The sequence below is a fragment of the Alkalihalobacillus deserti genome (genome assembly GCF_020734105.1).
GTDB classification, from domain to species: Bacteria; Bacillota; Bacilli; order Bacillales; family Bacillaceae_D; genus Halalkalibacter; species Halalkalibacter deserti.
In genome coordinates, this window is the sequence record NZ_JAJAFR010000002.1 from 268,487 (window position 1) to 281,517 (window position 13,031).

Annotated in this window: 13 protein-coding genes and 1 other annotated feature; all 13 genes read left to right on the forward strand. The window is 37.6% G+C overall.

Annotation, left to right across the window (positions count from 1 at the left end; translation table 11 throughout):
- Nucleotides 1–41 precede the first annotated feature (41 nt).
- The gene (ftsA, locus tag LDX58_RS04890) at nucleotides 42–1,322 is read left to right on the forward strand and encodes a cell division protein FtsA (RefSeq protein WP_227935732.1); all 1,281 of its coding nucleotides are present in this window, start codon (nucleotides 42–44) and stop codon (nucleotides 1,320–1,322) included.
- A 37-nt stretch (nucleotides 1,323–1,359) separates the two neighbouring features.
- Nucleotides 1,360–2,523, forward strand: a complete 1,164-nt coding sequence (gene ftsZ / locus LDX58_RS04895) for a cell division protein FtsZ (protein WP_227935733.1) — start codon at nucleotides 1,360–1,362, stop codon at nucleotides 2,521–2,523.
- A gap of 355 nt (nucleotides 2,524–2,878) precedes the next feature.
- Nucleotides 2,879–3,805, forward strand: coding sequence for a sigma-E processing peptidase SpoIIGA (spoIIGA, locus tag LDX58_RS04900; protein ID WP_227935734.1), 927 nt, complete (start codon nucleotides 2,879–2,881; stop codon nucleotides 3,803–3,805).
- Nucleotides 3,806–3,829: 24 nt separating this feature from the next.
- Nucleotides 3,830–4,543, forward strand: a complete 714-nt coding sequence (gene sigE / locus LDX58_RS04905; RefSeq protein ID WP_227935735.1) for an RNA polymerase sporulation sigma factor SigE — start codon at nucleotides 3,830–3,832, stop codon at nucleotides 4,541–4,543.
- A gap of 306 nt (nucleotides 4,544–4,849) precedes the next feature.
- Nucleotides 4,850–5,635 (forward strand): RNA polymerase sporulation sigma factor SigG, encoded by a 786-nt coding sequence (gene sigG, locus LDX58_RS04910; RefSeq protein WP_227935736.1) that lies wholly within the window; start codon nucleotides 4,850–4,852, stop codon nucleotides 5,633–5,635.
- A gap of 113 nt (nucleotides 5,636–5,748) precedes the next feature.
- Entirely contained in the window at nucleotides 5,749–6,042 is a 294-nt protein-coding gene (locus LDX58_RS04915; protein WP_227935737.1) for a YlmC/YmxH family sporulation protein, read from the forward strand.
- A 127-nt stretch (nucleotides 6,043–6,169) separates the two neighbouring features.
- The gene (pgeF, locus tag LDX58_RS04920; RefSeq protein WP_372459117.1) at nucleotides 6,170–6,997 is read left to right on the forward strand and encodes a peptidoglycan editing factor PgeF; all 828 of its coding nucleotides are present in this window, start codon (nucleotides 6,170–6,172) and stop codon (nucleotides 6,995–6,997) included.
- Between the two features lie 2 nt (nucleotides 6,998–6,999).
- Complete coding sequence (locus LDX58_RS04925; protein ID WP_227935986.1) at nucleotides 7,000–7,680, forward strand: YggS family pyridoxal phosphate-dependent enzyme; 681 nt, start codon at nucleotides 7,000–7,002, stop codon at nucleotides 7,678–7,680.
- Between the two features lie 22 nt (nucleotides 7,681–7,702).
- Nucleotides 7,703–8,158: a cell division protein SepF gene (locus LDX58_RS04930; RefSeq protein WP_227935739.1), complete on the forward strand. Its 456-nt coding sequence runs from the start codon at nucleotides 7,703–7,705 to the stop codon at nucleotides 8,156–8,158.
- Nucleotides 8,159–8,171: 13 nt separating this feature from the next.
- Complete coding sequence (locus tag LDX58_RS04935) at nucleotides 8,172–8,435, forward strand: YggT family protein (protein ID WP_372459102.1); 264 nt, start codon at nucleotides 8,172–8,174, stop codon at nucleotides 8,433–8,435.
- 19 nt (nucleotides 8,436–8,454) lie between these two features.
- A complete protein-coding gene (locus LDX58_RS04940) occupies nucleotides 8,455–9,225 on the forward strand; it encodes a YlmH family RNA-binding protein (protein ID WP_227935988.1) in 771 nt (256 codons plus the stop codon).
- A 137-nt stretch (nucleotides 9,226–9,362) separates the two neighbouring features.
- Nucleotides 9,363–9,848 (forward strand): DivIVA domain-containing protein, encoded by a 486-nt coding sequence (locus LDX58_RS04945; protein ID WP_227935740.1) that lies wholly within the window; start codon nucleotides 9,363–9,365, stop codon nucleotides 9,846–9,848.
- A gap of 72 nt (nucleotides 9,849–9,920) precedes the next feature.
- Nucleotides 9,921–10,137 (forward strand) — a binding site (T-box leader).
- Nucleotides 10,138–10,269: 132 nt separating this feature from the next.
- Complete coding sequence (gene ileS, locus LDX58_RS04950) at nucleotides 10,270–13,026, forward strand: isoleucine--tRNA ligase (protein WP_227935741.1); 2,757 nt, start codon at nucleotides 10,270–10,272, stop codon at nucleotides 13,024–13,026.
- Nucleotides 13,027–13,031 lie beyond the last annotated feature (5 nt).

Genomic DNA, 13,031 nt, shown 5'->3' on the forward strand with positions numbered 1-13,031 from the left:
TTATTTTTGAGGGCGTATGAATTACAAGGAGGTGCCACAGATTGAACAACAGCGAGATTTACGTAAGTTTAGACATCGGTACATCCAATGTCAGAGTGATAATTGGGGAAATGTCAAATGGTACGATGAATATTATCGGAGTTGGAAAGTCAAACTCTGAAGGAATAAAAAAAGGATCAATCGTTGATATTGACGAAACGGTTCAATCCATTCGAAGAGCAGTTGAACAAGCGGAGCGAATGGTGGGTCTTTCGATAAAACAAGTAGTTGTCGGCGTCAATGGAAATCACGTTCAACTTCAACCTTGTCATGGAGTCGTTGCAGTTTCAAGTCCTGATCGAGAAATCGGGGATGAAGACATTACTCGTGTTATTGATGCCGCACAGGTGGTATCAATACCTCCAGAACGAGAAATTATTGATGTGATTCCTAAACAATTTGTTGTTGATGGTCTTGATGAAATTAATGATCCACGTGGTATGATCGGTGTAAGACTTGAAATGGAAGGTATGATTATTACAGGATCTAAAACGATTTTACATAACCTTCTTCGTTGTGTTGAACGTGCTGGTTTACAAGTGGCAGATATTTGTTTGCAACCTTTAGCAACTAGTTCGGTTGCGATCTCTAAAGATGAAAAAAGTTTGGGTGTTTGTTTAATTGATATTGGTGGTGGCTCTATTACCATTTCGATTTTTGAACATGGAACATTGCAAACGACATCTGTCCTTCAAATTGGGGGAGATCACATAACAAATGATATCGCTATTTGCTTGCGAGTTTCAACAGAAGAAGCGGAGCGTATCAAAACAAAACATGGACACGCTTATATCGATGACGCTTCAAAAGATGAACGCTTCAATGTTTCAACAATTGGGCGTTCTGAAACAGAAGAATGTTCACAATTCGATCTTGCTCATATCATTGAGCCAAGAGTAGAAGAAATGTTCGAATTAATTTACCGAGAAATAAATCGGTTAGGATATCAGGATTTTCCAAGTGGATATGTGCTAACAGGTGGAACCGTTATGATTCCTGGAGTGTTAGATTTAGCGAGTGAATTATTGCAAGGAAATGTTCGTATTGCGGTTCCTGATTATTTAGGAGTTAGAGAGCCACAGTATACGGGTGGGGTAGGGCTTATTCAATTTGCCTATAAAAATGTAAAGGTTCAAGGAAAAGAAGTGGCAGCTGCAGTTAGTACGCCAGAAACATACCAGGAACCAAAACGCGACAAAAATGAACAAACAGCTAAAACAAAAAATGAAAAGTCAAATTCAAAAGCTAAAATGAAAAACTGGTTTAAAGTCTTTTTTGAATAGAAATGAAGCGGGATTAGTCTGATTAGGGGGACCTTACATGTTAGAGTTTGAAATGGATATGGATCAATTAGCAAAAATAAAGGTTATTGGAGTTGGCGGTGGTGGAAGTAATGCCGTTAACAGAATGATAGAAAATGGTTTACAAGGTGTAGATTTTATTGCAGTCAATACGGATGCTCAAGCTCTACATCTGTCAAAGGCAGAAGCGAAGCTCCAACTTGGTGGGAAATTAACACGAGGTTTAGGTGCTGGTGCTAATCCTGATATCGGGAAGAAAGCTGCTGAAGAAAGTCGTGAGCAACTTGAAGAAGTGTTGCAAGGAGCAGACATGGTTTTTATTACTGCTGGAATGGGCGGAGGTACTGGAACAGGTGCTGCACCTGTTATTGCCGAAGTGGCAAAAGAGCTAGGGGCTTTAACCGTAGGTGTTGTCACACGTCCGTTTACGTTTGAAGGTCGAAAACGCTCTACACACGCAGCAGATGGTATACAAGCTTTAAAAGAAAAAGTTGACACATTAATTGTGATTCCAAATGATCGCTTATTAGAAATTGTTGATAAAAACACGCCCATGCTAGAAGCCTTCAGGGAAGCTGATAACGTACTACGTCAAGGTGTACAAGGTATATCTGATTTAATCGCAGTACCTGGTTTAATTAACCTAGATTTTGCTGATGTTAAAACAATCATGAAAGAAAAAGGATCTGCTTTGATGGGAATTGGGATTGCAACCGGAGAGAATCGTGCAAGTGAAGCGGCTAAAAAGGCCATTTCGAGCCCATTGCTTGAAACGTCCGTTGACGGTGCTCAAGGTGTCTTGATGAATATTACTGGTGGATCCAACCTTTCTCTTTATGAAGTACATGAAGCTGCAGAAATCGTTTCAGCTGCATCTGATTCTGAGGTTAATATGATCTTTGGATCTGTCATTAATGAAAATTTAAAAGATGAGATTGTCGTTACAGTAATTGCTACAGGATTTGATGTTGCTGCTGAAGGTAATAATCAACAGCGACATCAACACCAACACCAACGTCCAGATACTCCATCGGTTTCAAGAGGACAAACAACTCAAGCGCCAATTCAAGAAGAGCAAAAGGAACAACGTTTTGCTCCTCAGCAAAGTAATTCTACACCAGAACCAACAGAGACATTAGACATCCCGACATTTTTACGTAATCGTCGAAATCGTAATCGTTAAAATAATGAAAAGCTGATTCAAGAGTCTCGCATGAGACGAGTTGAATCAGCTTTTTTTTTTGGGAAATATGATGCTAGTTTGATTGTAATATAAGAAATGAGCGGAATAATCAATAAGAGGTACCCCTTTTATTACTGAAAATTAGCCAGATAAAGGTAATACAATAGGTTTCCTTTTTTTATTACTTGATTCATTTTATCAGGTAGTTAATGTTTATTATTTCCCGACTTCAAACAAGCTGACAATTTATCTTAAAATCTCTCAAAATAACCCCCTGTTGCTTGTCATGAAGCGACAGACTTCTTAATAGAATGTGTAATATACTTGTTTCAAATCAATGGATGTGAGGATGGATATGACCTTATATATTGATGTGATCTGGTTACTGAACTTTTGTATTGATTACTTATTAATCGCTCTAACAGCTTTAGTTTTGAAGCGCCGCTTTCAGCACATTCGCATGATCCTAGCTGCAATATTTGCATCACTCATTGTATTTTTGATGTTCAGTCCTGTTGCATCTTTGTTTTATGAGCCATGGATGAAATTTCTTTATTCCGCCGTCATCGTTTTTATTGCCTTTGGTTTTAAGCGATTTCGTTATTTTATTCAAGGTTTGCTCATGTTTTATTTTGTTGCCTTTATGACAGGCGGTGGTTTATTCGCACTTCATTTTTTCTGGCAGACCGAAGTAGCCATATTAGATGGCATTGCCAAAGTAAACTCTGGATACTTTGGCAGTGGGATTAGTTGGATTTTTGTCATAGTTGGTTTTCCGTTAATTTGGTTTTTTTCAAAACATCGTTTTGAGGAAATTGAGGTGAAACAAGTTCAATATGATCAACTTGTAGATGTTGAAATGATACTATCAGGACATTCATTTAGTGCAAGAGGGTTGATTGACAGTGGTAACCAATTAACTGATCCATTAACGAAAAAACCGGTTATGATCATTGAGGCTCAATTGCTCTACTCTTATTTTCAAAAAGAAGCAGTGGAACACATTATGAGCTTTCATGAGCAACCAGAAGTTGATGTTGGGTCTGATGAACGACTAATTGAACGTGCAAGTATTATCCCTTATCGAGTCATCGGACAATCTTCACCATTTATAACAGGGCTTAAACCAGATCAGGTTAAAATCTATTACCAAAATCAACAATTTGTTACGAAGAATGTATTACTTGGGTTACACGATAAGGAGTTATCTCCAGATGGGGTATTCCAGTGTATTGTTCATCCAAAGTTAGTACTCGGTGTTTCCACTGATAAGCTAGCATAATCCAGTATTTAGGGGGCTCACAACATGTTAAAACTAAAATTAACCTTAATGTGGTACAAATTAATGTATCGATTAGGAATGAAGGCAGACGAGATCTATTACATAGGAGGGAGTGAAGCACTACCACCTCCACTTTCAAAAGAGGAAGAAGCTGTTTTATTAAAAAAATTACCTTCGGGTGATAAAGCCGTACGTTCAATGCTGATCGAACGTAATTTAAGACTAGTTGTTTATATTGCGCGTAAATTTGAAAACACAGGGATTAACATCGAGGATTTAATCAGTATTGGAACAATTGGTTTAATTAAAGCGGTAAATACGTTTAACCCAGAGAAGAAAATCAAATTGGCAACTTATGCTTCAAGATGTATTGAAAATGAAATTCTCATGTATTTGCGAAGAAATAACAAAACACGTTCCGAAGTCTCTTTTGATGAACCGCTAAACATTGATTGGGATGGAAATGAACTTCTCCTATCTGATGTTTTAGGAACAGAAGAGGATATTATTACAAGAGGAATTGAAGAAAAAGTAGATAGAAGACTTTTAGTTAAAGCTCTTCATACATTAAATGATCGCGAGAAACAAATTATGGAGCTAAGGTTCGGACTAGCTGGAGATGAAGAAAAAACACAAAAAGATGTAGCAGATATGTTAGGGATCTCACAATCATATATTTCGCGTTTGGAAAAAAGAATCATTAAACGACTACAAAAAGAATTCAATAAGATGGTTTGAGAAAAGGTTCAAAAAGGTCGGTCTTTCCCTTTTTGAACCTTTTCGAAACAATGGGCGGAACAGGTCTAAGAGGCATTGTTACAGGTTTAGTGGCTTGATTGTTATAGATGATAAGAGGCTATTAAAGTTATATTGCTTATTTAATTTTTTAGAACAACCCTAAAAAATTTTTTTCAATGATTTTTTGTTGTCATAACATGCACGAGCCTTGTCAAGTGATTTTTACTCGACAAGGCTCGTGCATATTTTTTCCTCCAGAGGAGATACTTTTCTTAGACATCATCTCCCGCGATAGGAGGGAAAGAATTGACACGAAATAAAGTTGAGATTTGCGGTGTAGATACCTCGAAGTTACCTGTTCTAAAGAACACAGAAATGCGCGATTTATTTCAGCGATTGCAAAGTGGAGAAACAAGTGCACGTGAAACGTTAGTAAATGGAAATTTACGTCTGGTTCTAAGTGTTATTCAACGTTTTAACAATCGCGGAGAATACGTGGATGATCTATTTCAAGTAGGTTGTATAGGTTTAATGAAATCAATTGATAATTTTGATTTAAGCCAAAACGTTAAATTCTCTACATACGCGGTTCCTATGATCATAGGTGAGATCAGGCGCTATTTACGAGACAACAATCCAATCCGTGTCTCTCGTTCTTTGCGAGATATCGCTTATAAAGCGTTGCAGGTACGTGATCAAATCATGTCCGAAAAGAAACGTGAGAAAGAACCGACTGTCCAAGAGATTGCCAAGGTATTAGACGTACCAAAGGAGGATGTTGTCTTTGCATTAGATGCTATACAAGATCCAGTATCTCTATTTGAGCCAATCTATAATGATGGCGGGGATCCGATATTCGTCATGGACCAAATCAGTGATGAACGGAATAAAGATGTCAATTGGGTTGAAGAAATCGCTTTAAAAGAAGCAATGATTAGATTGAATGATCGAGAAAAAATGATTTTGAATATGAGGTTCTTCCAAGGGAAAACACAAATGGAGGTCGCTGATGAGATAGGAATATCTCAAGCGCAAGTATCTCGTTTGGAAAAAGCAGCAATTCAACAAATGAATAAACATGCTCAAATTTAAAGAACAAGAGGATGACTCAAAAAGTCATTCTCTTTTTGTGTTCATGCTCATAAATCATCTACAACCTCGCATATAGTAGAAAACGAACACTATGAGATGGGGTGCAGTAGAAAATGATGAAAATTTCCGAGTTGCAAGTTAAAGATATAGTGAATATGGGCAATGGAAAACGATTAGGACAATTAACAGATTTAGATATTAATTTATCAACAGGAGCGATCGAGGCTTTAGTTATTAACGCTTCTGGTAAAATGATGGGCCTATTTGGAAAAGAATCAGAAGAAATAATTATTCCATGGAAAAACATTATTAGAATTGGTTCTGATGTTATTCTAGTGGAAGTACCTACAACATTCGAGCGAAAACCGATGAAATTCGAACCCCCTTCGACACCAAGAAAGCGATGATTGAAAAAGAAAGTCGTTTCTTGTAGGGATGTACCTGTGATAAAATAAACTATGAGCAGATTTTTACAGATAAAAAGGTCGTCCTTTACCTTTTTGAAAACAAAGAATTAGATGAGGGAGGTAAGGAATAATGGAACCTTTTGTTCAAGTTAGCAAACGATATCTTTCAATTGAACAATGGAGTAGACCTCAGCCTCACCTCGTTGTTGGTTTTACAACTAGGGGTGGCGGCAAAAGCCAGAGGCCTTATTCTAGTTTGAATATGGGACTTCATGTTGAAGATATCCCAAAAAATGTGCTAGAAAACAGAAAGTTGCTAGCTAACGACCTTCAAATTCCGTTAGCTAACTGGATAGGATCTGAGCAGGTTCATGAATCTACAGTTCAAAAAGTTACATTAAGTGATGCCGGAAAAGGAAGTGAAAGTCTTGGTTCGGCCCTTGCTAGCACTGATGGGTTATATACACTTGAAAATAATTTGTTATTAACTAGCTTATACGCCGATTGTGTCCCATTGTATTTCTATGCGCCCAAGCATGGGGCTATTGGACTTGCTCACGCAGGTTGGCGTGGCACTGTTCAAAATATTGGTGCTAAAATGATTAAGCTTTGGCATGAAAATGAAGGAATCTTATTAGAAGATATTCAAGTTGCTATTGGACCCTGCATTAGTCAGAATTCATATGAAGTAGATCAAAAAGTGATTGACAAAATAAATGGATGTTGGCCTATTAATTTAAATTACATGCCTTTTAAGAAGCAAACGAATGATAAATACTTACTTGATTTGCGTGAGGTTAATAAAGCACTTGTTTTACAAGCAGGGATTAAACCTAAAAATGTTATTGTTTCATCTATCTGTACAGCAGCGGATGAACGAATGTTCTCACACCGTGCTGACAAGGGGAAAACTGGCAGGATGATGAGCTTTATTGGATTAAGAGGTGGTGAATGAAAATGTCCATGCAAGAAAGATTGAATTCCATTGAACAAGAGATTGAACATGCGTGTGAAAAAGTCGGACGTAATCGTAATTCTGTACATATTGTAGCTGTTACTAAATATGTTAGTGTAGAAACAACAAAACAAACACTTGATCATGGTCTAACGCATATTGGTGAAAATCGTGCAGAGGGTGCAATAGAAAAGTGGAATGCGTTACACGACAGAGGGATCTGGCATTTTATTGGCTCCTTGCAAACGCGAAAAGTAAAACAAATCATAGGGAAATTTGCATACTTACACTCTTTAGATCGACTTTCTTTAGCTGAAGAAGTGGACAAGCGATTAGAACCAGGAGAAATTATGAAATGCTTTGTCCAAGTCAATGTTTCTGGGGAGGAGTCTAAAGCGGGTATTACGCCAGAAGAACTTCATTCGTTTATCAGACAATTATCTCAGTATAAAGGGATACAAGTTGTTGGTTTGATGACAATGGCTCCTTTTTACGAAGCCCCTGAATCCACTCGCCCTGTGTTTAAAAAATTGCGAGAATTAAGAGATGAGGTACAAGTGTTACAGTTAGAACATGCTCCATGTACAGAGCTTTCAATGGGAATGTCTAATGACTATTTAGTGGCCGTTGAAGAAGGAGCTACCTTTATAAGACTTGGTTCGGCACTAGTAGGACGAGAATAAGAAGCTTGAGAGGGGAATATATATGGGGATGAAGTCAAGATTTAAGCGGTTCTTTGAATTAGGCGATGAATATGAAGAAGTTGAAGAATATGAAGAAGAGCGTTTTGACGAGGAGAATGAACCAAAACGTCGTTCAAGAAGTCAATACACAAAGCAGCAGTCAACTAGTACTCCTCAAAATGTGGTTAGTCTTCAAAGTGTCCAAAAAGGAACTAAAGTTATTTTACTTGAACCAAGAACATATGATGAAGCTCAAGAAATAGCAGATCATCTGAAAAATCGCAAAGCAGTTATTATTAATTTACAGCGAATTTCTTATGATCAAGCAAAGCGTATAGTCGATTTTTTAAGTGGAACAGTGTATGCTATTGGAGGAGATATACAAAAAATAGGTGCTGATATTTTTCTTTGTACACCTGATAATGTCGATGTTTCAGGAACCATTACAGAGATGATGCAACAGCATTTTGAAGCATAGTAGAAGGTGGTGAATGTTTTTGCAGTTAATCGGTGGGTTACTTTATAATGCGATTTATATTTATTCTTTTTTCATTATTGGCTATATCCTAATGTCATGGTTTCCTAACGCACGTGAATCTTCCTTAGGACAGTTTATTGGAAGAATCGTAGAGCCATATCTTGAACCATTTAGAAGATTTGTTCCTCCTCTTGGGATGATTGATTTATCTCCTATCGTTGCAATTATTGTTTTACGCTTAGCCGGTGGTGGCGTTGCCGCCCTTTTTGGTCTTTAACAGTTAGGAGTGAACAACCATTAGTATATATCAGCACTTTCGTGAGGAAGAGCGCCCGTTTATTGACCAAGTTCTTGAATGGCAAGAGGCTGTTACTATTCGCCATTTGGATCGGCTAAGTGATTTTCTTGATCCAAGACAACAAGAAATTGTTCGTGGGATAATTGGACATGATGATGTAAGCCTCTCTTTTTCGGGAGGCTCTCGTTATGCGGAGCGATGTCGTATGCGCTTAACTCCTTCATATTTAGAAACGACAATAGAAGACTATCTGTTAACTCTCTTTTCAATTGATTATCCAGTTAAATTCGTTACCTTAGAGCATCGAGATATTCTTGGAGCGATGATGAACTTAGGTATAAAGCGAGATAAATTTGGTGACATCTTTATTGGTGAGGAAGCAACTCAAATAATCGTCGCTACTGAAATAGCTGATTATATAGAAATGAACTTACAAACAATTGGAAAAGCTACCGTTCGCCTGAATCGAATTTCTTTATCTGAGCACATTAAGCCTAAGGATGAATGGGATGAATCAACAGTAACTGTATCTTCTATGAGGCTTGACGTGGTCATTGCACAGATGTACAAGCTTTCGCGAACGAAAGTTACTCCTTTAATAGAAAAAGGATTAGTGAAGGTAAACTGGAAAATTGTAGACAAAACTGACTTTTTAATTGCTGAGGGCGACTACATATCTGTTCGTACTTTTGGTCGTGCAAGAATCTTGGCTATTGAAGGGATGACCAAAAAAGAAAAGTATCGGATACGCTTAGGACGTAAACGATAAGAAAAAAAATAAAAAAAATGAAGGATTTTTGCTATATCTGTCGAATTTATGACATCAGTATAATTTTTTATTCAATTTTATGCTTGGAAATGGCATATTTGAAGATAAAATGACATTACAACTTGGAGGTGGCTAACATGCCTTTGACCCCTTTAGATATCCATAATAAAGAATTTACAAAAGGGTTCCGCGGATATGATGAAGATGAGGTTAATGAATTCCTAGATCAAGTGATAAAAGACTATGAAGCGGTCCTTCGTGAGAAAAAGGAACTTTTTGAACAAGTGACAGATCTAGATGAAAAGCTTGGTCATTTCAAAAATATCGAAGAAACTCTGAATAAATCGATTTTAGTTGCTCAAGAAGCAGCTGAAGAAGTGAGAAGAAATGCTCAAAAAGAAGCGCAACTTATTGTAAAAGAAGCAGAAAAAAATGCAGATCGTATTATTAATGACGCCTTGTCTAAATCAAGAAAAGTAATGATCGATATGGAAGAATTAAAGAAACAAGCATCTGTTTATAAAATGCGTTTCAAAATGTTAATTGAAGCTCAACTCGAAATGCTTCAAACGGATGACTGGTACGATGTTACTAAAGAAGAGGAAGTTTTTGAGGAACGGTAGTGCCGATTTTTTGATTACTGACTTGCACTTCTTCTAGGGCTATCATATAATGATACTCATTAATTTAAATATGTTAAGACGTTGATAGGGAAGAGTACAAGGTAACAAACGTGAATAGCGATTCAGGGATGGTGAAAGCCTGAACACGTTAACCATTGGAAGATCACCCTTTAGTTTTGCACTGAAATGAAAGTAGGCTGCAACGGGTTATTCACGTTACGAATCATGAGTGGAAAGAAATCGTTCTTTTCAACAGGGTGGTACCACGGGTTAACTTCTCGTCCCTTTTTGGGAGAGGAGTTTTTTTGTGTTTTAGTGGTTGCTTTAGCATTAATTAGTGCGAGCATCTGTCTAAGCGAGATCAGGGGATTTATTCATCCACAAACTTATTAGTAGGCGATATCCTTAGGAGGAAGAAAAAATGGATTACAAAGAAACATTATTAATGCCAAAAACTGAATTTCCAATGAGAGGGAATTTGCCAAACCGTGAGCCAGAAAGACAGGAAAAATGGGCAGAGATGGATATTTATAAGAAAGTACAGGAACGAACAGCAGGCCGTCCATCATTTGTTTTGCATGATGGTCCTCCTTATGCTAATGGTGATATTCACATGGGTCACGCATTAAATAAAATCTTAAAGGATTTCATTGTTCGCTTTAAGTCAATGAGTGGTTATAATGCTCCTTATGTTCCAGGTTGGGACACACATGGATTGCCAATTGAAACAGCACTGACAAAAAGCGGAAAAGTAAACCGAAAATCCATGAGCGTTGCTGAATTTCGTAAGCTTTGTGAAGAATATGCTAGAAAACAAGTTGATCGTCAACGTGAACAGTTTATCAGGCTAGGCGTTCGAGGGGATTGGTGGAACCCTTATGTCACTTTAGATAAGGCATATGAGGCCCAACAAATTAAGGTATTTGGTGAAATGGCTAAAAAAGGGTTTATTTATAAAGGGAAAAAACCAGTTTATTGGTCTCCTTCTTCTGAATCAGCTCTTGCCGAAGCTGAAATTGAATATCAAGACAAGCGTTCTCCATCTATTTATGTTGCTTTTAATGTGAGTGATGGCAATGGAGTTTTAGAGGGAGATGAGCAAATTATCATCTGGACTACAACTCCATGGACGATTCCAGCTAATTTAGGAATCGCTGTTCATCCTGAACTGGATTATAACGTTGTATTAGTAAACAATAATAAATATGTCGTTGCTGCTGGTTTGTTAGAAACACTTGAGAAAGAATTTGAATGGGAAAATATAGAAGTACTTAAGACTGTAAAGGGTGCAGAATTAGAGTTTGTAAAAGCTGTACATCCGATTTATGGTCGTGAATCATTGGTAATGTGTGGGGACCATGTCACATTAGATGCCGGTACTGGTTGTGTCCATACAGCTCCAGGCCATGGGGAAGAAGATTTCATTGTCGGTCAAAAATATGGTTTAGATGTTTTATGTCCAGTTGATGACAAAGGGAATATGACGGAAGAAGCTCCTGGATTTGAAGGATTATTTTATGATGCTGCTAACAAGCCTATTACCGAAAAGCTTAAGGAAGTAGGAGCATTAATGAAATTAACGTTCATTACTCACTCATATGCTCATGACTGGCGTACAAAAAAACCTGTTATTTATCGTGCAACTGCTCAATGGTTTGCTTCCATTGAAAATTTCCGCAATGAGTTGTTAGCTGCAATTGAAGAGGTGGAGTGGGTTCCAAAGTGGGGAGAAACTCGTTTATTTAATATGGTTCGTGACCGTGGTGATTGGTGTATCTCACGTCAACGTGCATGGGGAGTACCTATTCCTGTGTTTTATGGTGAGAATGGAGAACCAATTATCACAGATGAGACGATTGATCATGTATCTACTTTATTCCGCGAGCATGGCTCAAACATTTGGTTTGAATGGGATACGACTCAGTTGTTACCTGAAGGCTTCTTATCTGAACATAGTCCAAATGGTACTTTCACTCGTGAGATGGACATTATGGATGTATGGTTTGATTCAGGTTCGTCTCATCAAGCCGTATTAGAAGAACGAGATGACTTGGTTCGCCCAGCTGATTTATATCTTGAAGGATCCGATCAATATCGTGGTTGGTTTAATTCATCGCTTTCAACAAGCGTTGCGGTTACGGGGAAATCTGCTTATAAAGGTATTTTAAGTCATGGTTTTGCGCTAGATGGACAAGGTCGGAAAATGAGTAAGTCCATTGGGAATGTCGTTGTTCCAAATGATGTAATGAAACAGTTAGGTGCTGATATTTTACGTCTATGGGTCGCTTCTGTTGATTATCAGGCAGATGTTCGAGTATCAGATAAAATTTTAAAACAAGTTTCAGAATCGTATCGCAAAATTCGTAACACATTCCGTTTCTTATTAGGAAATTTGCATGACTTTGACCCAGCAAAACATTATGTATCAGATCTAAAAGGTGTAGATCTTTTCATGGTTGTTAAGTTGAATGAAGTTGTTGAAAAAGTAAAGCAAGCCTATGAACAATATCAATTTTCAACTGTTTACCATACGATTCATAATTTCTGTACAATTGATTTAAGTTCTTTCTATATGGATTTGGCTAAAGACACACTTTATATTGAACATGCTGACCATCCAAATCGTCGTGCTATTCAAACAGTTATGTATGACGTTCTTGTTGCTCTAACAAAGCTTGTCTCTCCTATCTTAAGTCATACGGCAGATGAGGTATGGGAACATATCCCTGGTATAGGTGAAGAAAGTGTACAACTTACTGACATGCCTGAAGTGAAAACCTTTGGTGATGTAACAGAATTAAAAGCCAAATGGAGTCACTTTATGGCTGTAAGAGATGATGTTCTAAAAGCACTTGAGCAAGCAAGAAATGACAAGAAAATTGGTAAATCACTTACGGCTTCAATTACGTTATACACAAGTGGAGATGTGCGTAAGCTTTTAACTTCCGTTCCTTCACTTGAGAAGTTGTTTATTGTCTCCCGTGTTGAATTGGCTGGAGAAACGAACGAAGCTCCCGAAGATGCCGTTACGTTTGAACAATTAGCTATTGTTGTTCAACCAGCTGAAGGAGAAACGTGTGAACGTTGTTGGGTTGTTTCAACATCAGTTGGTACAAATGAAGAACACCCTAGCTTATGTTCATCTTGTGCGGATACAGTTACAAAGTTTTATGTTTAAGGTGA